Genomic DNA, 23,827 nt, shown 5'->3' on the forward strand with positions numbered 1-23,827 from the left:
CGATTAGCTCAGCGGGAGAGCGCTTCCCTGACACGGAAGAGGTCACTGGTTCAATCCCAGTATCGTCCACTGGAACCGCGGCGGAGGGCCGGAAGCGATCAGCTTCCGGCCCTCCGCTGTTGTGTGCGGTCCGGTGTGCGTCGCGTCACGGCCGCGCCTGTGCGCGGCGGCCGGCCCGCGGGGCCGGCCGCCGCGGGGTCAGGACGAGAACAGCATGTGCACGAAGCCGCCGTGGTCGCCGTGTCCGTGCCCGTAGCCGCCGTGACCGCCGTGGTGGCCTCCGTGGCCGTGCTGCGGGGCGCCCCAGACCGGCCCGGCCGGCTGGGGGTAGCCGGGCGCCGGCGGGTAGGCCTGCGGCGGCGGGACCGGCTGCTGCCAGGAGCCCTCCAGCCGGGTCAGCGCCTCGAGCTCGCCGTAGTCGAGGAAGATGCCCCGGCAGTTCCCGCACTGCTCGATCTGCACGCCGTTGCGGTTGTAGGTCTGCATGTGGCCGTGGCACTTCGGGCACACCATCGCGATCAACTCCTCCTGCGCGCAAGGGATGATCACTCTAGTTGCGCGATCCGGCGGCAGGCGCCCAGGAGTTCGGACTCCGCGGGGTCCAGGGCCCGGCCGTCGCGGGCCGCCTTGGCCACCGCGATCGCCGCGGTCTGAACCGCCAACGCCCGCGCGGGCACGTCCAGTCGGGGCCACGGGTCGCCCTCCGCGGGCACCGCGGTGCCGCCCTCCGCGCGGTACGCGGCGAGGAACCGCGCCCACGCCTCGCCGGGCAGCAGTCCGGCCGCGAACCACATGGCGGGCCGGGCCAGGTCCCAGGCCGGGTCCCCGGCGCCGAGGTCGTCGACGTCGATCAACTGCCAGGGGCCGTCCGGCGCGGGGTGCCGGACCAGCTGGCCGAGGTGCCAGTCGCCGTGGCACAGCGCCCGCGCGCCGCGGTAGGGCTGCTGACCCCTGGCCCAGGGCGGCAGGCGCCGCCAGGCGGCCCGCACCGTCCCGGCGTCGGCGGTGTCCGGGAGCGCGCCGAGCCTGGCCATCGCCCGCGCGACCTTGGCCGGGCCGCGCATCTCGGGCAGCGCTCCGCCGACCGCGGCGAGCGGCACGGCGTGCAGCCGGGCCAGCAGTCCGGCGGCCGCCTCCCAGGGCGCGGCCTGCGCCTGCCGCCGGTCCACCGGGTCCCCGTACGGCCACACGCTCACCGTCCGCCCGCCCACCTGCGCACCGACCGCGCGCGGCGCGAGCACGATGCCGCGGAGCCGGGGGTGGCCGGCCAGCGCGAGCCGCGCCGCGAGGTCCTCGGGCACGCTGTCCACGGCGTGCGCCTTGGCGACCGTCCCCCCGACCCGCACGACCGTCCCGTCGCGGCGCTCGGCGAGGACGTCGTGCGCGGGAGCGGGAGCGCCGGAATCGTCCCCGCGGCGCCCCTCCGGGGCGGGAGCCACGCCGTCCCTGAGCTCCGCGGCCGGACGATCGCCGGGACCGGGAGCGTGCGGGCCCGGGGCCTGCGGGATCGGGCGCGCCGACGCCTGGTCCTCCGGGGCGGGAGCCACGCCGTCCCCGCGGTCCACGGCCGAGCGGTCGCCGCCGGAACCTGGATCCTGCGGGCCGGAACCTGGGCCGTGGGCGCCCGGGCGGACCGGCGCCTGGCCTTCCGAGGCGGGAATCACGCCGTGCTCGCGCTCGCCGGGGCCTGGGCCGTGCGGGCCGGGGCGCGTCGACCGGTGGCCCTCGCGGGCGGGAACGACGCCGTCCCTGAGCAGTGGGGCCGGGCGGGCCGACGCATGGGTGGGCCGGGCGGGGAGCGCACCGTCCTGGCGGGCGCCCGCGTCGGGGCCCGGCGAGCCGGGAGCCCGGTGTTCCTGGGTGCCCTGGGCGGGAAGCGCGCCGCCCGGACGCTGTTCGGCCGCCTGGGCGTGGGCGGCGGAGTCCCGCGGGGGCGGGGCCCCGTCCCGGACGGCGGGGAACGCGTCGCCCGCGTCCTCCGGCGCCGGGCGCGCCGGCGCCGCGCTGAGCGCGCTCCCCTCGACCGCTGGGTCGGCTCTCAGCGGGGACACGGCCTGGACTGCCGGGGTGGGCCGGCCGTCCTCGGCCTGACGGGCCCGGGCCGGGGCGTCCTGGGCGGTGGGCTGCGGAAGGTCCGGGGCGGGGCGGCTGGGCTCATGGCGCGGAGGCGCGGCGGGGTGAGCGGCATCCGCGGCCGCGGCGATCGCGACCAGGCCCCGCACCAATGCGGCGGCACCGCTGCCGGAACGGCCCGGAGCGCCCTCCGGGGACGGGTGCGCGGGGCGGTCCTCCGCATCGGCCGCCGGTGCCTGGGGGGACGTGCCGGCGGGCGCGGGCACGTCGTCGGCAGCGGGGCCCGGGGGCTGCCGAGGGGAGCCGTCAGGCGCCCCGCCGTCCGCGGGGGCGGGCGCCGGCGAGGGGTCCGCCGGGCGCGGGGCGGTCGGGTCTGCTGAAGGCACGTGCGCTCCCCCGCCCCCGGCCGAGGGGCTCGCGTGGGTTCGGTACCGCCCGGTGGCCCGCGGGGCGGGGCGCACCGGGACGGCCTCTCGCGGGAAGATCCGGCTCGATCACGCCGGGAAAAGCGTAATGCCCGGGTATCAGGTGATACCCGGGCAACCGCAGTCGTCCGCCGGTAACCCCCGTCCCCACGGGGTGATGCCGGTGTGTCCCCGGCCCGGACCGCTCTTCCGGGCCTGGGGCGAATGTCGCTGCCCCATCAGGCCGGCGGCGAACGACGTCTGTGGGAGCGGCGGACGCTTGACCTCGGGGGACGAGTGCTCTCGCCCGCCGCTTGACCTCAACATTAGGCGCGGCCGCCGCCCCGGTCGTCACCCCGTCGTACGGCTTTGCGGGCCTCCCGGAGGATGACGCACGACACCCCGTGTACTCCCCTGGGTGGAGGAGGAGTCCTAGGTCCCCAGGGTGATCCCTGAGACCCCTGAGGGGCCCGTCCGGCTCAGCCGGCCTCCCCGTCCTCGCGCGGCACGGGCTGCTCGACGAGCGCCAGCACCCGGGTGGCCATGAAGCGGGCGGTGCGCACCACCGTGCCGCTCCGCGTCACCTCGCTCACCTCGACCACCCCGCGGCGCACCGCGGTCTCCACGCGGCGGCCGGCCCTGGTCGCCACCACCTCGTACGTCCGCGTGGTGTCCCCCGCATCCACCACTATCTCGACCCGGTCACCCTTCACGGCGTCACTCCCCCTCGGCAGACGGTCCGTTGGCGTGCCAGGGAGGGGCCGGCGCGACGGCGCGGACCCGCTCCCACTCTCCAGATTCCCACCCGCCACTGACAATTCACGGCCCGTCGCCTGCGGGCCGTCACCGCGCGGCGGCAGGGGAGTCCGTAAGCTGTGGGCGGCAGACCGGCCAGTCAGCGGAGTGGGGCCTCCCCCACCACCGGAGGTAGGGGACGGACAGGACATGGCGATGATGCGGCTCCGGCGCGAGGATCCGCGGGTCGTCGGCGCGTTCCGGCTGCACCGGCGGCTGGGCGCGGGCGGCATGGGCGTGGTGTACCTGGGGGCGGACAAGCGCGGGCAGCGCGTCGCGCTCAAGGTGATCAGGCCCGAGCTCGCCGAGGACCAGGAGTTCAGGTCGCGGTTCGCCCGCGAGGTCTCCGCGGCCCGGCGGATCCGCGGCGGCTGCACGGCCCGCCTGGTCGCGGCCGACCTGGAGGCCGAACGGCCCTGGTTCGCCACGCAGTACGTGCCGGGTCCCTCGCTGCACGACAAGGTCGCCGAGAACGGCGTGCTCCCGGCCGCGGAGGCCGCGTCGATCGGGGCGGCCCTGGCCGAGGGCCTGGTGGCGGTGCACGAGGCGGGCGTCGTCCACCGCGACCTCAAGCCGTCGAACATCCTGCTGTCGCCCAAGGGCCCGCGCATCATCGACTTCGGCATCGCCTGGGCGACGGGGGCGAGCACGCTCACCCACGTCGGGACGGCGGTCGGCTCGCCGGGCTTCCTCGCGCCCGAACAGGTGCGGGGCGCGGCGGTCACGCCCGCGACGGACGTGTTCGCCTTCGGCGCGACGCTGGCGTACGCCGCCACCGCGGACTCGCCCTTCGGGCAGGGCAGTTCCGAGGTCATGCTGTACCGCGTGGTGCACGAGGAGCCGGATCTCGTCGGCGTGCCGGACGCGCTCGCGCCGCTGGTCTACGCGTGTCTCGCCAAGGATCCCGCGGAGCGGCCGAGCACCGCGCAGCTCGCCGAGCGCCTCGGGGAGATCGCGGCGCGCGAGGCGCGCGGCATCGCGGCGCCCGCGCCGCGCCGGGAGGACGTACCCAAGTCGGCCGGGCCGCTGCGGCCGGAACGGCCGGTGGGGCGGCGCGCCGAGGAGTACGCGCAGCAGCGCACCCAGCGTGGGGCCGCGGGCCCCGGGACCGGGCCGTCGTCCACGGGCGCGCGGGGTTCCACGGCGGCGCGGACGCCGGTGCCCCGGCAGGGTTCCGGGGCGCGGGGCGGAGCGGCCCGGACGGCACCGGGGACGCCGGCGCGGCCGTCCACCGGTTCGCGGTCCTCCACCGGGACGCGGTCCTCGACCGGGGCGCGGTCGACGCCGGCGGGGCGCCGGCGGCGGCTGATCCGGCAGCGGATCTTCGTGTTCGTGACGGTCACGCTGCTCGCGGCGGTGTGTATCGCCGCGCTGCAGGGCTGCCATCGTTTTTAGCCGGGCCGTTCCTTACCCCGGAGCGGGGTGGGCCCTGCGGCGTTGCCCCTTGCGGCGCGTCGCCGCACACCGGCCGGTGGGGTTCGGTATCCGGGTGCCCCCGGGGCTTGTCGGCCGTCCACCGGCCGGTGGGTGGGTTCGGCCTCCGGGGTGCCCCCGGGGCTTGTCGGCCGTCCACCGGCCGGTGGGTGGGTTCGGCCTCCGGGGTGCCCCCGGGGCGCCGTTGCCGTGTCCCGGCCGGTGGGTGGTTGCTCGCGCAGTTCCCCGCGCCCCTGATATGCGTGCCCTTTGTCCGTGGGGTCGGGGGCGCTCCGGAAGCGTCTCCTCGGAAATGTGCATACGGGTTCGTACGCATCCGCACCCGGGGGCCACGCACATTTCGCTGCGGGGAGCACTTCCTCCCCACCCCCTCCCGCTCACCCACCGTGCGGCGGGGGACATGCGACACAGCCAATGTCCTCCCGCAGACGGGGACGGGCCGGAAGGGGACGATCCGGGTGTGTCCCCGCAGAGCTTTGCAAGGCCCCGGGCACCCTGACGGAAAAAGCCGCCATGCAAAGCTCGAGGAGACACACCCGGAGTGGCCCCTGACCCCACCCACGAACCTGCACCGCCAGGGGCGCGGGGTCCCCCAGCCTTCGGCCGGGAGGTGCCCCCAACGCGACCAGCCGAAACGAGACCGGCAGACGGCAGCGTGCAGCGCGCGGCACCCCGGATGCCGAGAACACCACCGGCCGGTGGGCGGCCGACAAGCCCCGGGGGCACCCCGTTGGCACCCCGTTGGCACCCCGTTGGCACCCCGGGGGCCCACCCGTTGCGGGGGCCTCTAGGAAAAGGGGGGGTGAGGTCGTAGGGTTAACAAGCGCTTGCTTAGAGAGTGGGCCGGGAGGAGAGGGAGGACGGGGCGTATGCCGCAAGAGGAGAGCCGCGCGGGGGAAGAGGAGCTGCGCCGGCGCGCGCGGGACGTGCTGGCCGCGTACCCGCCGGAGGGGACGGAGGACGTGGAGTTCCTGCGCGCCCGGTTCGACGCCGGCCTCGCGTGGGTGCACTTCCCCGAGGGCCTCGGGGGCCTCGGCGCCCCCCGCAGCCTGCAGGCCGTCGTGGACGCGGAGTTCACCGCGGCCGGGGCGCCGGACAACGACCCGCGCCGCATCGGTATCGGCCTCGGGATGGCCGCGCCCACGATCCTCCGGTACGGCACTCCCGAGCAGCAGCGCCGCTTCCTGCGGCCGCTGTGGACCGGCGAGGAGGTGTGGTGCCAGCTGTTCAGCGAGCCGGGCGCGGGTTCGGACCTGGCGGGACTCCGCACCCGCGCGGTGCGGGACGGGGAGACGTGGGTGGTGGACGGCCAGAAGGTCTGGACGTCCAGCGCGCACAACGCCCGGTGGGCGATCCTCATCGCCCGCACCGACGCGGAGGTGCCGAAGCACCAGGGCATCACGTACTTCGTGTGCGACATGACGGACCCCGGCGTCGAGGTGCGGCCGCTGCGCCAGATCACGGGTGAGGCCGAGTTCAACGAGGTGTTCCTGACCGGGGTGCGGATTCCGGACGCGCACCGGCTGGGTGCGGTGGGCGACGGCTGGCGGGTCGCGCAGGCGACGCTGATGAACGAGCGGGTGGCGATCGGCGGGACCGCGCTGCCGCGCGAGGGCGGCATGATCGCCTCGGTCGCGGCGGCGTGGCGGGAGCGGCCGGAGCTGCGGACACCGGAGCTGCACGACCGGCTGCTGGGCCTGTGGGTGGAGGCCGAGGTGACGCGGCTGGGGGCCGAACGGGTGCGGCAGCAGCTCGCCGTGGGCGCACCCGGCCCCGAGGGCAGCGGCCTGAAGCTGGCGTTCGCGCGGCTCAACCAGCGGGTCAGCGGCTTCGAGGTGGAGCTGCTGGGCGAGGAGGGCCTGCGGTACGGGGACTGGACGATGGTCCGGCCGGAGAAGGTCGACTTCTACGGGCGGGACGCCGGCTACCGCTACCTGCGGGCCAAGGGGAACTCGATCGAGGGCGGCACCTCGGAGATCCTGCGCAACATCGTCGCCGAGCGCGTGCTGGGCCTGCCGGCGGAGCCGCGTACCGACAAGGACGTCGCCTGGAAGGACCTGCCCCGATGAACCTGCTGTACTCCGAGGTGGAGGACGACCTGCGGGCCGCGGTCCGCGAGGTGCTGGCCGACCACTGCCCGCCGGGCGCGGTGCTGGGCCGGGTGGAGGGCGGGGAGCCGTACGACCCGGCGTTGTGGCGGGTGCTGGCGGCCGATCTGGGGCTGGCCGGGCTGCTGGTGCCCGAACCGCTGGGCGGCCAGGGCGCGTCGGCGCGTGAGGTGGCGGTGGTGCTGGAGGAGCTGGGCGGCGCGGTCGCGCCGGTGCCGTTCCTGGGCAGCGCGGTGCTGGCGACGTCGGCCCTGCTCGGCTGCGACACCGAGGACGCGGGGGTGGCGGGCCTGCTGGGCAGGCTCGCGGCCGGTGCGGAGACGGCGGCGCTGGCCGTGCCGCTGTCGACGGCGCCGGGGTCGGGCTTCCCCGCCGGTGTGCGGGCGGACGCGGCGGGGCGGCTGAGCGGCACCGTCACCAGCGTCGCCGACGCGTCGGCGGCCGGTGTGCTGGTGGTCCCGGCGACGGGTCCCGGCGGGCCGGGCCTGTACGAGGTGGCGGCGGCCGACGCGGAGGTGGCGCCGTTCGTGTCCCTGGACCTGACGCGGCCGCTCGCGGACGTCCGGCTGGAGGGCGCGCCGGGCCGGCTGCTGCCTTCGGGGGACGCGGCCGCGGCGCTCGACGCCGCGCTGCTGACGGGGGCGGGCCTGCTGGCTTCGGAGCAGCTCGGGGTCGCGCAGTGGTGCCTGGACGAGACGGTGCGCTATCTCGGGCAGCGGCACCAGTTCGGCCGGGTGGTGGGCGGCTTCCAGTCGCTGAAGCACCGGCTGGCGGACCTGTGGCTGGAGGTGGTCTCGGCGCGGGCGGCGGCGCGGGCCGCGGCCGACGCGCTGGCGTCGGCCGGGACGGCGGCGGGCGTGGAGGTGCGGGTGGCGCAGGCGTACCTCAGCGGCGTCGCGGTGCGCGCGGCCGAGGAGGGCGTGCAGTTGCACGGCGGCATCGGCATGACGTGGGAGCACCCGCTGCACCTGTACCTGAAGCGGGCGAAGGCCGACGAGATCGCCCTGGGCACGCCGGGCCGGCACCGCGCCGCGCTCGGTGACCTGGTCGACCTCCCGGCCGCGGGTCACTAGCGGGTCACCAGCGTCGCCGCCGCACCGCCAACAGGCGGTGCGGCGGCGGCAGTTCGCGTTCGGGGGCGGCGCTACTCGGTGCGCAGCGCGGTCGCCGTGCGGGTTCTGGCGGCCCAGCTCGCAGGGAGCAGCGCGCCGAGGACGGCGATGAGCAGTCCGCCGAGGGCGAGCGGCACGAGCTGCGCGGCGTGGTACACGGACATGTCGACGGACGGGATGCGCGTCCCCGCGGCGTCGCCCATCTTCGGGACGACGTAGTCGTGCAGGGCGATGCCGAGCGGCACCCCGATCAGGCCGGCGAGGGCGCCGATCCCGGCGACCGAGGTGATGACCATGCCGACGGTCTGCCGGGGTGCCATGCCGAGCGCCTTCATCACCCCGAGGTCGTGGACGCGTTCGCGGGTGTCGAGGACGACGGTGTTGAGGACGCCGAGGCCGGCGACGAGGACCAGCATGAGGGTGAGGATCGCGGTGATGGCGTCCATCGCCACGATCGTCGCGCTGACCCGGCCGGTGGTGGCCTGCGCGCCGACGCCCAGCGGGCGCAGCGCGGCGCTGAGGGCGGCGACGTAGCGGGCGCGGTCGGTGCCGGGCTTCAGCTCGATGCTGAACTGCCCGCTGCGGACGGTCACTCCGGCGCGGGCGAGGGTGCCCGCGTCGGTGAGGACCCGCATGCCGCCGTCGCCGGTCGTCATGGCCTCCCCCACGATCCGCACGGGGGTGCTGCGCCCGTCGCCTTCGAGGGTGACGACGTCGCCGACGCGGGTGGCGGTGGCCTGCAGGAAGCGGTGCCCGACGACGGCCTCGCCGGGCCGGGTGAACCAGCGCCCGGAGACCATCTGGAAGGAGGCCCACGACGAGTCGCCCTGGTAGGCGATGGCGGTGATCGCGTCGGACACCCCGAGGAAGTGCACGTCGGTGAACACGCTGGAGAAGTAGGCCCGGGTGCCGGGCTGTGCGGCGATGGCGCGGGCGACGGCCGCGGGGTCGGCCTCCTTGCGCGGGGTCGGCCGCGCCCCGCCGGCGGTGGCCTCGGGCGGCGCCATGGGGTCCACCTGGACCTGGCCGGGCGAGTCGCGGTCGAGGCCGTGCTGCACGCCGTTGATGGACGCGCCCAGGCCGTAGGCGAAGGTGACGCCGACGGCGCCGAACACGATCGCGGCCGCGATGGTGGCGGAACGCGCGGGCCGGGCGAACGGCCCGGCCAGGCCCAGGCTGAGCGGCCGCGGCAGCGGCAGCCGGGCCGCCAGCCGCGCGGCCCACCGCCCGCGGCCCACCTGCGGGGTGCGCCCGATCGCGAGCGCCTCGACGGTGTGCAGCCGGCCGGCGCGCAGCGCGGGCGCCAGCGCGCTGGCCACGACCAGGGCGAGCACCGCGGCGGGCACGGCGACGTCGATCCAGCCGGCGACCGCCAACGCCCCGCTGTTGTAGGCCCCTTCGGCCTGCGACAGCAGCGGGATCGAGCCGAGGTTGCCGAGCACGAGCCCCAGCGCGGTGCCCACCGACGCGGGGATGAGCGCCTGCCCGACGTAGGCGCGGCCGACCTGGGCCGGGGTGAAGCCGAGGGACTTGAGGATGCCGATGCGGCGGGTGCCGGCGCTGACCGCGCCGCTGACCACGATCCCGATGATGAGCACGGACATGACCAGGCCGAGGATGCCGAGGGCCATGACGAACGGCACGAACGTGGCCGTCTGCCGGTTCGCGGTGTCCCGGGTGACCAGGTAGGACTGGGTGCCCCGCAGCGATCCGGCGGGGGCCGCGGCGTTCACGGCGGCCCGGTCGGCGGTCATCGCCGCGGTGCTGCCGGCCTCCGTGAACCGGTAGAGCATCTGGTAGGTCGGCGCGCTGCCGGGCGGGGTCAGGGCCGCGATCTGCCGGGGCGTCACCCAGGCGTCGGCGGTGTGGGTGGCCGAGCGGGCGGTGCCGACCACGGTCAGCGCCGGGTCGCCGGGGACGCCGGGCAAGTGGATGGGGGTGCCCAGGAGTTCGGACGGCCCCCAGCCGTCGGTGATCACGATCTGGCCCGGGCCGGTGATCCAGTGCCCGGACACGATGGTGAGGTCGTCGACGCCGCCCGCCGCGTCGGCCCGTCCGGCGATGGACAGCACGGGGTCGACCGGTGGCGGCGCGAGTCCCGCGGGCGGCTGCGGCCGCACGGCGAGCGACAGCAGCGGGAACGGTCCGGCGGCGGCGCTCACGCCGTGCGCGTGGGCGGTGGCGGCGACCTGGGACCCGGTCGCCCTGCGGGAGTCGAACGCGGCGGTCAGGTGCGCCCCGTGCTGCTTGCCGAAGGTGTGGTCGAACGGTGCCCGCGAGGCGACGACGAGGCCGGCCGCCATGACCGAGGCGGTCACGGCCGTCATCGTGGTCATGACCATCACCAGGCTCTGCAGGCGGCGTCTGCCGACTCCCGCGCGCACGATCTTGCCGAGGGCGCTCATCGGGTGACCGCCCGCTCGTCGCGCGCGAGCCGGCCGTCGACGAGTTCGATGGTGCGGCTCGCGCAGGAGTCGGCGAGCGCCAGGTCGTGGGTGACGAGCAGGATCGTCTGCCCGTCGGCGTGGAGTTCGGTCAGCAGTTCCCGCACCTCCGCGCCGGAGGCGGTGTCGAGGGCGCCGGTCGGCTCGTCGGCAAGCAGCAGCGCGGGCCGGTTCATCAGGGCGCGGGCGACCGCGACCCGCTGCCGCTCGCCGCCGGACAGCCGTCCCGGGTAGGCGCCGGAGTGCCGGTCGATGCCCAGGTAGTCGAGGAGTTCCGCGGCGCGTGCGCGTGCCGCGGCCCGTCCGGCGCCCAGGAGTTGGGCCGGCAGCAGCACGTTGTCCAGGACCGTCAGGTCGTCCAGCAGGTTGAAGAACTGGAAGACCATGCCGACGCGTTCGCGGCGGAAGCGGGCGGACGCGGCCTCGGACAGCTCGTCGACCCGCACGCCCGCGACGGTGACGCCGCCCTCGGTCGGCCGGTCGAGCCCGGCGATCATGTTCAGCAGCGTGGACTTGCCGCTGCCGGACGGGCCGAGCACGGCCAGCGCCTCTCCCGGCTCGACGGTCAGGCTCAGGTCGGCCAGCGCCGGCGGCCCTTCGTCGTATCTCTTGCTCACGTCCCGGATCTCGATGATCGGCGTGCTCACACGGTCCTCCTGTGCGGTCGGCTCGGTATGTGCCGAAGGTAGGGAGGGCAGCGGTCCGTGCGCGTCGCCCGCCGTGACGAACGGCCGTACCGTGGCGGGCGGATCGGGCCGGACGTCATCCTGGGGATGTACGCGGCCGGTGTAGGCGGGCCGGCCGGGCCGCCCGCCGGAGGGATGTGTGCGGCCGGGCGCCTTGGCACACTGGCCGCGTGAACAGGGCTGACGCAATCGCGCGGATACGCGCGCTCCAGGACGTGCTGCGCATGCCGGCCGGCACCCCGCAGCGTCCGACGCGCTGGGCGTGGGCCGCGGACACCGTGCTCGCGGTGTTCCTCGCGGCCGGCACGGTGAGCGCGACGGGCAGGGGCCAGCAACCGGTCGGGTTCGCCCCGCCGTTCAGGCCGGCTGGCGTGCCCGTGCCGCCGCGTCCCCCGACGGTGCCGCTGCCGCACCACATCCCCGCCCCCGTGGGTCCGCTGTTCGACGTGCGGGCCATCACACCGCCGTGGTGGCTGCTGGTGCTGGCGGTGCTGACCGCGGCGCCGCTGGTGGTGCGCCGGCGCCTGCCGCTGACCGCGCTGTGCCTGGTGGCCGGCACGACCGTCGTCTACCACCTGGGTGAGGTGCCGGGCACGGGTGGCGACGACGCGGCGTTCTTCACCTTCGCGTCCTGCCTGGTCGCGGCGTACAGCGCGGCGATGTACAGCCGCAACCGGCGCGCCCTGACGTGGTGCCTGGCCGTGGCCACCGTCCTCGTCATCGGCTTCTACAAGCGGACGTTGCCGGACTTCACGCCCGGGTTCGTGCCGTTCCTCATGCTGGTCCCGGTGGGCCTCGCCGCCAACACCCTCCACTCCTGGCGGCAGCGGTTCGCGGTGATGGAGTCCGAGCAGCGGGCCGCGACGCGGCAGGCGGTGGAGGAGGAACGGGCGCGGATCGCACGGGAGTTGCACGACGTCGTCACCCACAACGTCAGCATGATGACCGTCCAGGCCGGCGCCGCGCGCAAGGTCATGGACAGCGCACCGGACCAGGCCAAGGAGGCGCTGCTCGCGGTGGAGGCGGGCGGGCGCGCGGCGCTGTCCGAACTCCGGCACGTGATGGGCCTGTTGACGATGACGGACGACGTCGACCTGGCGCCGCAGCCGGGGTTGGACCAGGTGGGGGTGCTGGCCGGGCGGATACGGGACACCGGCGTGCCGGTGGAGCTGGTGGTGGAGGGCACGGCCGCGGCGCTGCCGCCGGGGGTGGACCTGGCCGCCTACCGGGTGGTGCAGGAGGCGCTGACCAACACCGTGAAGCACGCGGTGGGCGCGTCGGTGACGATCACCGTGCGGCATCTGCCGGAGGAGCTGCGCATCGAGGTGGCGGACACCGGCGGCGAGCGCTCGCCGGCCGCGGCGACCGGCAACGCCCGCGGCCTGATCGGGCTGCGGGAACGGCTCGCGGTCTATGGTGGGACCCTCGAGGCCGGCCGGCGGATCACCGGCGGTTATCGGGTCAGGGCCGTGATCCCGGTGGGGGGCGTGTGAGCGGGCAGCTTCAGGGGGGCGGCGACGGTGCGGCAGGCGCTGCTGGGGACGTCACGGGCGCCGGGCCGGGGACGCGCCTGCGGGTGGTGATCGCCGACGACCAGGCGCTGGTCCGCACCGGGTTCCGGATGATCCTCGCGGCCGACGGCATCGAGGTCGCGGCGGAGGCCGCGGACGGCGAGCAGGCGGTGGCCGCGGTCCGCCGCTGCCGGCCCGACGTGGTGCTGATGGACATCCGGATGCCGGGCCTGGACGGGCTGGAGGCCACCCGCCGCATCCTGACCGGCGCGCCGGGAGACCCGCGGATCGTCATCCTCACCACGTTCGACCTCGACCAGTACGTGTACGCGGCGCTGGCCGCCGGTGCGAGCGGCTTCCTGCTCAAGGACGTCACGCCGGAGTACCTGGTGGCCGCGGTGCGCATGGTGCGGGCCGGGGACGCGCTGCTGGCGCCGGCGATCACCCGGCGCCTCGTGGAGCGGTTCGCGGCGCGCGACGGCGGCGCCGAGGCCCTGCACCGCGACCTGGCCGCGCTCACCCCGCGCGAGCTGGAGGTGCTCGAGCTGCTCGCGACCGGGCTGAGCAACGCGGAGCTGGCCGCCCGGTTCGGGCTCAGCGAGGCGACGGTGAAGACCCATGTGGCGCGGATCCTGTCGAAGCTGAACCTGCGCGACCGGGCCCAGGCCGTCGTGGTGGCCTACGAGACGGGCCTGGTCACGCCGGGGGCCGAGCCGGCCCGCTGACCGGGTGCGCGACGGCGTAGAACGCGACGGCCGCGGCCGCGCGCCAGCCGCTGCTGTACGGCGGGTCGGTGATGACGGCGTGGACGGACCGATCGGGCAGGGCCTTGAGCACGGTGCGAAGAAGCTCGGTCAGCGCAACCGCCCGCTCCCTCCACCCACCAGGTCCTGCCGTCTCGTCTTCGGCAGTAACGGTGGTGGGTGGAGGTTGAGTCGCGGCGCTCGCCTTTACTGGAAACGCTGCAGGCAGGTAGGACTACAGCGCTGGGCCGGCCGTGACGTTCAGGCCGCGGGAGAGCCAGTCCGATGTCAGGGTCCAGCGGACGTGCGGAGACTGCACCCAGTCAGGGCTGGGGAAGTCGCCGCTGAGCATGGAGACGAGAAGTCCGACCATTCCGGAGTCGAAGCGGAAGGTGGTGGCGGGTCCTCGGGCCCACATGACGATCGGCCACCTGTCAGGGTCGTCCCCCTCGGTCAGCCACCAGAAGAGGTCTCCCTGCTCGTTCTCGCCCCAAGTCAGAAGGCCGCCGGGTTCGGGATACATGGGATAGACGGTGCCGCCCCAGTAGTCCTCGTCGCATCCCTCGAACATCGGAGCGATGTCCGAGACGTGCCACTCGACGAAGCCCTTGAAACCGGTCGGCATGCCGGGCCTGGCTGATAGGGAAGAAGGGCCGTAGACGAAACACCTCAACGAGCCAGGCGTGCCGATCTGGCCCCCTCCATACCGGTCCACGAAGGCCCGGTAGTCCGAAGGGAAATCGAACCCGACCTCAGTCCTCGAATGCTGCCACGGCGGCCCCGCCACGGCCGCCTGGGGCGGCGGTAGCAGCCTGGTCAGCCGGTCCAACTGATGTGACACTGCACTGCTCCTGAAGGGCTAGTTACCGAGGTTGGGCAACGTGCTGTTCGCGTCGTTCGGCACGTAGACCGAATTGCTCGTGCTTGGGCCCCCCGTCAGGCTCTGGGCCAGGTAACTGAGCTGGAACCCGATGGGGATCGTACTCGTCCTGCTGGAGTAGACCGGCATGGCGAGATACTCGACGGCCATCTTCGCTTTCACTGCCTTTTGGGCCTGCTGCTCGAATGACCGCATGCTGTTGCCCGCCCCGTAGTTGGTCTGGCGCCAGCAGGCGGCGACGTTCGCCTTCCTTCCACTGCCGCCCAGGACCGATGGCGCCAGGTGACAGCTGTTGACCACGCCACCGTACAAGGCCGCAGTCGATTGAGCGGAGGCCATACCGGACGGTTCACTTGCCGAGTTGTACTTCGAGTTCGTCTTCGTCGCACAGACGATGGCGCCCTCGGATCGGCCTCCGTATCCGGTGGGTGCGTAGTATGCCCAACCTCCGTTCTGGGCATTCGGCTGAGAGCCGGGAGCCGGGTTGTTCAGGCAGGTGGAGGGGGACGGGTTGTCGGTACCCAGCGGCCCTGGCGGCCGGGGCGCGGGCCCCGGACTGGGATCGGGAGTGGGGTGTGTGTCCGATTCGTCGTCGGGCTGGCCGGCGATGAAGTCGTTGATGCTGTTGGTGATCGAGTCGACGGAGTCGCCTACGGCAGTCTGCAGGTCCTTGCCGTTCGCCACGTAGTAGGACGTGAGACCGACCAGGACGACGGCGGCGGCGGCGGCTTCGAACAGGTCGTCGATGCCGGCGAAGTGCCCGTCATATTCGATGTTGGTGGTGGGGTTGCCGCCGGCGAAGGCGTAGCGGTTGCCGGTGAGCGGGTTGGTCGACAGCTTCATGTCGGCAAGCGCGCCGTTGTACATGTCCCTGGTGGTGAAGGTGTTCAGGCCGGGGTCGTAGTTCCGGAAGCCCATGTCGTAGGTGCCGGATGACTGGTCCCAGCGTTTCGCGTTGAACCGGTAGGCGTTGTACGGCTGCTTGGTGGGGTCGCTGGTGTCGGGCTTGTCGATGCCGGTGAACTCAGTGCCGTCGTTGCTTCCGTAGGCGGTGTAGCCGTAGGTGGCCTTGGTCTGGCCGGTGTCGTCGGTCAGGTTCTCGACATCGCTGTGGCTGTTGTAGCCGTAGAAGCTGTCCGCGGTCGTTCCGTCGGTGTTGTGGCTGATCTGGGAGAGCCGCTCGCCCCACGGCGAGTACTGGTAGGACTTGGTGAGCTGGCCGGCCACCGTCTCGTCCAGGACCTGGCCCGACAGACCGAGGTAGGCGTAGTCGGTCGTCTTGCCGTCGGCAGTCTCCGAGGTGGTGCGGTCCAGCGGGTCGAAGGTGAAGTTCGTGGTACTGGAGGTGCCCCCAGTGCCGAGCTTGGTGTTCTTCACCACGTGGTCGAAGCCGTCGTAGGTGTTGCGCTCGATGACGGCGCCGGCCGCGGTGACGGTGTCCAGGCGTCCGTACGGGTCGTAGTTGTAGGAGGCGCTGGTGCCGGCGGACGCGGACGACAGCAGCCGGTTGCGGTCGTAGGTGTAGGTCGTCGCGGTGCCCTGGACGGTCTGCGAGATGACGTTGGCGTTGTCGTCGTGGACGTACGTCTCGGTCGTCGCGCCGTTTCCGGTCTTGACCGACTTCGCGAGCCGGTCTGCCGGGTCGTAGGTGTAGTCGGTCGTGGAGTTCAGGTACGCGGCGTGGTTGTCGGCGTTCTGCTTGCTCGCGACGTCTTCGGCCTTGCTGCCGTCGGCGTCCCAGGTCAGCGTGTGGCTGTCGACGAGCGTGCCGGCCGAGGTCTTCTCGGTCGTGGTGTGCACCTCGCCGGACGGCCAGTAGGTGGTGTCGAGCGTGTTGCCGTTGGCCTTGGTCTGCCGCAACTCCTGGGCACGGCTGGTGTACGTGTACGCGGTGGTCTTCGGCGACGCGTCGGTTGCAGAGTCGCCGACCTTGACCGTCTGGACCAGTTCGCGCAGGTCGTAGGTGTACGCCGAATACTGGCCGGGATGGTCGACGGTCGCAGGCTGGCCGTCGGGGTCGTAGGTGTAGGACGTGTGGGTCTTCTCCGTGCCGCCGGCCGACTCGGTGACCTTGGCGACCTCGTTGATGCCGTTGTAGTTCACGCCGTAGGTGTCGACGGCCGTCCCCGGCGAGGAGTCGCCGATCTGGGTGAGGTTGCCGTTGGGGTCGTAGGTGTAGGTGAAGGCGTGCTTCTCGTTGTCGGTGTCGGCGGTGTTGTCGCGGACCAGCTTCACCGCGTCGGCGGAGACCGTGCCGCCGGCGTTCTGCGCCAGCGAGAGCGACGAGGAGTTGCCCTGCTTGAAGGCGGCCGAACCGAGCGAGACCCAGGTGCCGGTGTTCTTCGTCTGGTCGACGGTGCTGGTCGAGGTGGTGCCGTCGTCGTGGTGCAGGGTGTAGACAGCTGCCGTGGAGGCGCCGCTGACCTGCGGGTAGCGGGCGTACATGGTGTACGTGCCGTCCTCGGGCACGTTCAGCTGCCAGGTGAAGGCGTCCGTGCCGGTGCCCGTGGCATGGGTGCGGTAGTCGTACCCCTGCTCGGTGGTCGGGTCACTCGTCGACGCGGTCGTCCAGGTGCCGGTGGACGAGGTGTTCTGGGTGTCGGAGTTGTCGGCCAGTACGACCTGCAGGCCGACCGGCACGCCGTCGTCGGTACGGGAGGCCAGCGAGCCGTCGGGATAGTACGACCAGCCCATGGTCCGCGACGAGGAGCCGCCGGCGGACGTCAGCGTGCGGGCCGTCTGGTTGCCCAGCTCGTCGTAGCCGTAGGTAGTGGTGATGGCCCACGGGTCGGTGGAGGTCTTGGGCAGGCCGTTGTCGTAGTACGTGTAGGTGGTGTCGTTGCGGACCGTCTGTCCGCTGGACGGCGGTTGGGAGGTCTTGGTGACCTGGCCTGCGTCGTCATAGGAGGTGTAGGTGGATACGGGCTTGTTGTAGGTCGGGTCGGCCGGGTCGTAGGGAGCGATGGTCTCCTTGGGCCGGTTCAGCTCGTCGTAGACCGTCTGAGAGACGAAGGCCGTTGTGCTGCCCGCCGCATTGGCCCGCGGGGAGATGACCTTGGTGGTGTTGCCGACCTGGTCGTACGCGTAGCTCGTGGTGCGATAGGTCGGCGAGCCGGCCGTGCCCTGGTAGGGAGCCTGGACCTGGGACACCTTGCCGCGTTCGTCGTAGAACGATGTCGTGGTGTTGTTGTCCGCGTCGGTCGTGGTGGTCTTCAACCCGTCCTTGTCGTAGCCGGTCCTGGTGACCTTCCCGGCCGCATCGGTGGCTTGGTACGGGCGGTGATCGAGGTCGAACGCCGTCTTCGTGGTGTAGTCGGTGGTGTCGGCGGTGGCGTTCTTGACCGGGTCGACAACCACGGTGGCATTGCCGACGTTGTCGTACTGGTAACTGACCTTGTCACCATTGGCACTGGTGACATCGGTGAGTTCGCCGATGGCGTCGTACGTCTCGGTGGTGACGTAGTCCGTCGCATCCGTGGTGGTCAGGGTGCCCTTGGGCTCGGTGGTTGTCTTGAGCTCGCCGATCGCGTCGTAGGTGTACGTGGTGGTGCGGTCGGGGTCGGCGGCGTGGTCCTTGGGCGCGGTGGCCGAGGTGATCTCGTCGGCGTTGTCGTAGACCGCAGTGGACGCCGCGCCGTTGGGGGCAGTTGCCTGGGTGACGTTGTCGTTACTGTCGTAGACCGGCGCAGGGGTGGTGACGTAGACGCCGTTCGCCTGGTCCTCGGGGACCTTCTTCACCAGCGGGCGTCCGTAGACGTCGTAGGTTTGCGTCAGGGTGTGGCCGAGTTGGTTGGTGACCGACAGCACCTGGCCGAGCGGGTCGTAGGCGGTGACGACGGGCTTGTTGTACGGCGCCGGGCCGGTGGTGGTCTTCGGGTAGCCGTTGGGGTCGAACCCGCTGTAGGTGGTGGCGTGCTGGTTCGCGTCGGTGACCGTCTGCAACTGGCCGTTGGCGTCGTAGGTGTAGGTGGTGGTGTAGTCCCCGGCCGTGGCGGTCGAGACGCCCTTGGGGTCGGTGACCGAGGTCAGGTTGCCGAACGTGTCGTAGCCGAACAACCACGCGCGGCCCTCGGGTGAGGTCTTGGTGTGCAGGTCGGCGCTGTAGCCGTCGAGGCGGGTCTGGTAGGTGTAGACGGTCGCCGGCCAGCCGTTCTTGACGGCCTCCGCGTCCTGTGCGGTGAGCGGGTAGCCGGTCTTCGGGTCGTACGTCCACTTGGTGGTGGCGCCGTTGTCCTCGACCTGCTGGATCACGTTGTTGTCCGCGTCCCAGGACATCTTGGTGACCTGCGACTTGGCGTTGGTCATCTGCACCGGGCGGCCGAAGTCGTCGGTGACGGTCGTCGACGCGTTCTGCAGGGCGTCGGTGACGGTGGTGTCGGTGAACGACGGGGTGCCGGTGTCCGCGGCGTAGGTGAAGCCCGTGCCGCTGGTGAGCCGGTCGGTGATCGTCTTGGTCCACCAGTGGTACGTGGGGTCGTCACCGGTCTTGGGCGCGTTGTAGGCGAGCTGGGTGGCGTGGCCGCGCGGGTCGGTGATCGTGACCAGCTTGACGTTCTTGGTGCCCTGCGTGGCGTCGTAGGTGAAGCCGAACACCTTCGGCTGGGACGACCCCGCGCCGTCGGTGAGCTGGGCCATCAGGCCCTGCGTGGTGTACAGGAACGTGACCTTGCGCGCCGGGTTGGTGCCGTCACCGAGCGCGGTCATCGAAGCGAGGTGGTCGATGATCTTGGGGTTGGTGAGGTTGGTGCCGGACTGCACCGTGCCGCTGTCGTCGACGTAGGAGTACGCGTCACCCTTGGTGTAATAGGTGAGGGTCAGCGTCTGCCGGCCGCCCGGGTCGGTGATGTACTGCAGGAACTTCACCGGCTTGTTGTTGGACTTGCGCGTGGCGTACGTGAACGTCTCGGTGTTGCCGTTCTTGTCCACGATCGACGTGGTGTAGCCGTCGCAGTCGTAGAAGTACCGGGTGCCGTCCGGCTGCGTCATGGACCAGGCGTCCGGGGTGTCGTCCTTGTTCGGCGTGCAGTCGGCTCCGGGCTTCGGGGCGAGCAGGTAGTGCACGCCGGCCGGTGCCTTGAACGTGCCGTCGGCCTGCCTGGTGAAGACGGACGACGTGCCGTCACCGTCGACGAGGGTGACGGTGGTCGGGTTGGGGTTGGGGTGGAAGTCCAGCGCCGCGCCGAGACGCACCGGTGCGGAGGCCTGCGGTGACCAGCCAGGTCCCATCACGGTGTCGGAGGTGTCCAGGGAGTTGTAGGCGAACCGCACGAACGTGCCCAGGCCGCGGCCGGGGTTGGTGAACGCGTTGTAGGACCAGACCGCGTTGCCGGAGGCGAGGTTGTTCATGACGGTCGAGCCGGCACCGGTGTTCTTGCCCGCGTAGGAGTAGAACTTCTCCAGGCCGATGGTGTCGGAGGTCGGGTCCTCGATGGTCTCGGCCTGCGTCAGGCCCGCGACGCCGCCGGACGCCGAATTCCAGGTGCTGGTGGCCTTGTTGTACGCGTCCCAGGTCAGCGTGTACGCGGTCCGCGCGTTCGTCGGGTTGCCCGAGTCGGCGTTGGTGGGCGCCTTGACCTGGGCGTGGATCGTCACCGTCTCGCCCGGGGACAGGTCCTGCGGCAGCGCGGTCTGGATCTGGTTGCCGCCGTTGGTGACGTCCGTGCCGTCCGGCAGCGTCCACCGGTACGACAGCACCTCGCTCGCCGCGGACCACACCGCGTTGGTGGTGTTGGTGAGTGTGACGTCGACGTTGTAGGCCGTGCCCGGCGTCATCCGCTGCGGCGTGGCCGGCGCGTAGTACGTGGAGTCCGTGGTGGCGTCCACGTAGGTCACGTCGAGCTGCGGCCGCAGCTGCGCCTCCGAGGTCTCCGAGGACGCGAAGATCGTGCGCTCCTGCGCACCCGAAGTGGTCGACTCGTTGACGGCCTTGATCAGCACACCGTGGTTCGAGGTGGGCGTGGCGATCCAGCCCTGCGTCAGGGACGTGGCATCCCACCAGTGCCGCACCGGGTCGTTGGTGACGCCGGCCACGGTGTCGGACACCGTGGCGGAGTAGTCACCACCGGCCTTCGTCCACGGCGTGGTGGAGGTGGCGTTGTTCCAGGTGCCCGTCGCCTCGTCGAAGTCCCGGGTCAGCGGGTGGAGTTCGTAGGTCGCCGAGCCGCCGCCGGTGTTGGTGGTGATGGTCGACCACGCCTGCATCTGCGCGCTGATCACCCGCGCCGTCGAGGGGAGTGATGTGGTGGGGAACTTCAGCACCGCGCGAGTCGTGCCGTAGGTGCCCGAGTTGTTGCCCACCGACAGCCACTTCTGGTTCACCCCGTCCGAGGCGATCGTGTCGTGCGCCGTGGTCGGCTGCAGCGAGGACAGCGTGGTGTCGGTCTGCCCGGCCTGGATGATCTGCGAGGTCTGCCCGGCCTTCGGCAGCTCCACCAACTGGACTGGGCCGCCGACGACCTGGCCGCCCTTGGTCTTCACCGCGACCTCGTAGTACACGGCATGGAACGGGTCCGTGGCGTCGGCCGCCGTCGGCACCGCCGTGGTGTCGGTGAAGGACGTCGTCCCCGCCGCCACCGGAGCCACGAGTGTCGCGGCCGAGGGGCTGAAGCCCTGGAACACCGACCGGTGCACCTGGTACTCGGCCAGGTCGTTGGCGCTGTTGCCTGTGGTGTTGGTGTAAGCGGGCCACGACAGTTCCGCGCCGGTGGCGTGGATGGTCGTCGGCGGGTTCACGGCGACACCCGGGGTGCCGTAGGTGATCGTGAGCTTCGGGTAGGTCGCGGTCTCGCCGCCGTACCCGAACTCCGACGCCTCGTACAGCGGGCCGCCCTGGCCGAGGGTGGCCTCGTCGGCCGCCTGCAGCACGAACCCGTTGTTCGCGGTGCCGTTGAGCCACTTCTGGACCGTGTCGGTGACCGCGAAGTTGTGCCACTGGTCGTACGAACCGGCGGCCTTCGTCAGCGTCGTGCCCGGTTCCACCAGACGCACCGCGTCCGCGATGACCGCCGTCGTCGCCGACGCCGGCCCGTCACCCAGCACGACCTTGCCGGCGGTACCGGCCGCGAACGGCAGCGCGGTGCCGTTGTTCAGCGACTTCCACACGCCGCCCGTGCCCGCGGACTGGTCGACCGTGCCGTTGTACGTGCCGCCGTTGTACGTCACCGTGTACGGCGCGTTCGTCGCCCGGTCCGACGCCGGGATCGAGTGCACGTCCACCCGGTAGTTGCCCGCCGCCGCAACGGTCGGCTGCCACGTGTAGGTGTCCCCCGCGACCGCGTCCTTGTTGTACGCGTAGTCGCCGTTCACCGCGTACTGCGTGTACGCGGTGTTGCCGGAGTACGGCCATGCGCCCTTCGCCGCCGTACCCGCGTCGCCGTCGTCCAACTGGACCGTGGTGCCCGACAGTTCACCGGACAGGGCGCTCGCGCTGTTCCATGTCGCGGTGGTGGCGTCCCATGCGCCGGTCGCCCGGTGCGCCTCGATGACCACGCTGTTGGTGTTCGAGGTGTGGACCTGGTTGTAGTACACGCCCAGTTGCGCGGAGGTGATCTTCGTGTTCGCCGGGATCCCGGTCAGCGGGAACTTCAGCAGCGACCGCAGTGTGCCCGACGCGGTGGTGCCGACCCCCAGCTGCCACGTGCCGTTGAGGTTCGTGGTGGGCTGTGTCGAGTCGACCATCACGTCCTGCGACGTCGACGGCGTCGGCGCCAGCACGATCGTCGGGTCCACCGACACCGGGAACCGGCGCCCCGGCGCCGCAAGCCACGTGGCATCCGGCGTCAGGAGGATCTGCCAGGACGAGCCGTGGCGGACCAGCTTCTGCGCCACCGCGCCGTGCGTCAGGTCCGCCACAGCGGAGTCGCTGTTCGCCGGGGCCTGGAACATCACCGCGGCCGGGATCACCATCCGCGGCCGGCCCGTCTCGTCCCCGCCGTACAGCGCGATCGACCCGTCCTCCCGCTGCTTCGGCGTCAGGCCCTGCGCGTCCAGGTCGAACGTGAACGACACCGGCCCGGACGGCGCGTGGGCCAGGACCAGGTTCTCCTTCACCACCCCGCGGCCCACCGTGTAGGCCGCGTCCACCCCCGGCAGCACCCCAGCGAAGGTGACCGAGTCACCCTTCGCCGTCGGCTTCACCCCGGCAGCCGCGCCCTCCAGACGCAAGGACACCGCGTGCGAGGCGTCCGCCTCGAACCGCACCAACTGGCCGTCGCCGCCGCCGAAGTAGGTCTTCGCGAGGTTGGTCGTGTTCGCCAGCCGGAAGTCCTTGCGCGACGAGGCACCCACCGCGGTGTCGATCGCCTGCCACGACGATCCCGACCGGTACGACAGCGGCACCGCCGACACCTCGGCCTGCGTCGTACCGTCCGACATCTGCCAGTACCGCGCCGACGACGTACGCCGGCCCGTCAACTCCCGCACCCGGCGAGCCGGAGCCGCCTTCTTCCCCGGCGGCAGCTTCTGCCGGTCCGCGATCGCCCCCGCCGGACCGTTCACCGGATCCGGCACGTGATGCTCGTGCGACATGCCCGGCGGGGCCGAGCCTGAGCCCGCCTTCGCGGGCTCGGCGGCCACCGCCGGAACGTAAGCCATGGATGTGAGGACAGATCCGGTCGCCACTGCTGTGGCAAGCCGTCTGATCCATCGTGCCCGCATAACCAGTCTCCTGATTTCGACCAGCGAAAAAGGCAGCCGGAACCAGGCCATGCGAACCCACCCCACAATCAAGCTACGCCGGTGGCGAAAAGGCGTCACACAGCCTGGAACACTCGCGGTGGGGGCGCGGGTGCTCGACCAAGCGAGGATTCAACGATTTTGCGATCCCATGGTCAACCACATGCACACCTAGACCGAACAGCCACCAAATCGGGCACAGGAGCCACACAGCGTCACAAGAAATGCCTGACTTGGTGGCATATACGACTCATGATCCACAGCGGTCGGCGACCGTCAACCAGGCAACTATTACCTAAGCTTGACCTTCCATCAGGACATACGCCACGAAATGATTCCTTCCGTTTCAGGCAACCCGCATTCCTGACAACAGGAGTGAACGCCCCTCAGTAACCCAGTGTCGGAGAACACTTCGAGCGGGTATATACGAGAGCCGGCCGGCCTCGTGCGAAGCTGTCGACCGGGCCGCGTGGCGGGATCTGCCCGAGCGGTACCGGCTCCTGGCCGACAAGCGCTACTCCTCCCGCGCGATCCGGGCCTACCTGCGCTCACGCGGGATCGCCTGCACCATCCCCGAACGCGACGACCAGATCGCCGGCCGCCGACGCCGCGGCGAAAAGCTCCGCGGACACGCACTAGGACGGATCCAGGACGCTCGAAGGACTCCGTTCCCTAACGTCACCGCGGGAGTGGCCACGTGGGTCAACCGACTGGCCTGCGTCCCGACTTCGACACACCCCGCATCTCCACACCCGGGTACGGCACAGCGGCGTAACCCGTACACCCGCGGGCCCCGCGCCCGCCACGCCCGCCGTGTTCGCCGACCCGGCGCGGCTGCGCGGGACCCGCGCCGGGTTTCCGTCCAGCCCGCCGGCGTGGTCGTCACGACGGCGATGAACGGCGAAGAGGGCCGAAGAACGCCGAAGAACGGCGAAGAACGTCAAAGAAGGGGAACACATGAGAT

Annotated in this window: 12 protein-coding genes and 1 tRNA gene; 6 read left to right on the forward strand and 7 right to left on the reverse strand. The window is 72.2% G+C overall.

All coding sequences use genetic code 11. The features are described from left to right. Window positions 1-69: transfer RNA gene (locus tag BMW99_RS24275), tRNA-Val, on the forward strand. A gap of 129 nt (window positions 70-198) precedes the next feature. On the opposite strand, the gene BMW99_RS24280 is transcribed toward BMW99_RS24275, so the two are convergent. From BMW99_RS24280 to BMW99_RS24290, 3 genes are all read right to left on the reverse strand, one after another. Next, the gene (locus BMW99_RS24280) at window positions 199-513 is read right to left on the reverse strand and encodes a TFIIB-type zinc ribbon-containing protein (RefSeq protein WP_069467553.1); all 315 of its coding nucleotides are present in this window, start codon (window positions 511-513) and stop codon (window positions 199-201) included. A gap of 32 nt (window positions 514-545) precedes the next feature. Further along, complete coding sequence (locus BMW99_RS43125) at window positions 546-2,051, reverse strand: phosphotransferase (protein ID WP_407640315.1); 1,506 nt, start codon at window positions 2,049-2,051, stop codon at window positions 546-548. Window positions 2,052-2,956: 905 nt separating this feature from the next. Continuing rightward, complete coding sequence (locus BMW99_RS24290) at window positions 2,957-3,190, reverse strand: hypothetical protein (RefSeq protein ID WP_075017533.1); 234 nt, start codon at window positions 3,188-3,190, stop codon at window positions 2,957-2,959. A 232-nt stretch (window positions 3,191-3,422) separates the two neighbouring features. Here BMW99_RS24290 and BMW99_RS24295 point away from each other — a divergent pair, with 232 nt between their 5' ends. The 3 genes from BMW99_RS24295 to BMW99_RS24305 all read left to right on the forward strand — a co-directional run bounded on the left by BMW99_RS24295 (window position 3,423) and on the right by BMW99_RS24305 (window position 7,887). Next, complete coding sequence (locus tag BMW99_RS24295) at window positions 3,423-4,667, forward strand: serine/threonine-protein kinase (RefSeq protein ID WP_075017534.1); 1,245 nt, start codon at window positions 3,423-3,425, stop codon at window positions 4,665-4,667. Window positions 4,668-5,575: 908 nt separating this feature from the next. Continuing rightward, window positions 5,576-6,775, forward strand: a complete 1,200-nt coding sequence (locus BMW99_RS24300; RefSeq protein WP_069464943.1) for an acyl-CoA dehydrogenase family protein — start codon at window positions 5,576-5,578, stop codon at window positions 6,773-6,775. Continuing rightward, window positions 6,772-7,887 carry an acyl-CoA dehydrogenase family protein gene (locus tag BMW99_RS24305; protein WP_075017535.1) on the forward strand — a complete coding sequence of 372 codons (1,116 nt, stop codon included), beginning with the start codon at window positions 6,772-6,774 and terminating at the stop codon, window positions 7,885-7,887. Before BMW99_RS24300 ends, BMW99_RS24305 begins: the two co-directional genes overlap by 4 nt. Window positions 7,888-7,958: 71 nt before the next feature. On the opposite strand, the gene BMW99_RS24310 is transcribed toward BMW99_RS24305, so the two are convergent. Next, window positions 7,959-10,331, reverse strand: coding sequence for an ABC transporter permease (locus BMW99_RS24310; protein WP_069466064.1), 2,373 nt, complete (start codon window positions 10,329-10,331; stop codon window positions 7,959-7,961). Next, on the reverse strand, window positions 10,328-11,017 hold the full coding sequence (locus tag BMW99_RS24315) for an ABC transporter ATP-binding protein (RefSeq protein WP_218108480.1): 690 nt from the start codon (window positions 11,015-11,017) through the stop codon (window positions 10,328-10,330). The genes BMW99_RS24310 and BMW99_RS24315 overlap by 4 nt, the downstream gene beginning before the upstream one ends. Window positions 11,018-11,226: 209 nt before the next feature. Between BMW99_RS24315 and BMW99_RS24320 the strand changes: the two genes are divergently transcribed. Continuing rightward, the gene (locus BMW99_RS24320) at window positions 11,227-12,549 is read left to right on the forward strand and encodes a sensor histidine kinase (protein ID WP_245791602.1); all 1,323 of its coding nucleotides are present in this window, start codon (window positions 11,227-11,229) and stop codon (window positions 12,547-12,549) included. Between the two features lie 77 nt (window positions 12,550-12,626). Then, entirely contained in the window at window positions 12,627-13,292 is a 666-nt protein-coding gene (locus tag BMW99_RS24325) for a response regulator (protein WP_075017561.1), read from the forward strand. Between the two features lie 253 nt (window positions 13,293-13,545). On the opposite strand, the gene BMW99_RS42925 is transcribed toward BMW99_RS24325, so the two are convergent. Continuing rightward, entirely contained in the window at window positions 13,546-14,151 is a 606-nt protein-coding gene (locus BMW99_RS42925) for an SMI1/KNR4 family protein (protein ID WP_069464333.1), read from the reverse strand. An 18-nt stretch (window positions 14,152-14,169) separates the two neighbouring features. Beyond that, window positions 14,170-22,782 carry a DNRLRE domain-containing protein gene (locus BMW99_RS24340; protein WP_079138539.1) on the reverse strand — a complete coding sequence of 2,871 codons (8,613 nt, stop codon included), beginning with the start codon at window positions 22,780-22,782 and terminating at the stop codon, window positions 14,170-14,172. Between the last annotated feature and the right edge of the window lie 1,045 nt (window positions 22,783-23,827).

The organism is Actinacidiphila rubida (assembly GCF_900110255.1).
Classification (GTDB): Bacteria; Actinomycetota; Actinomycetes; order Streptomycetales; family Streptomycetaceae; genus Actinacidiphila; species Actinacidiphila rubida.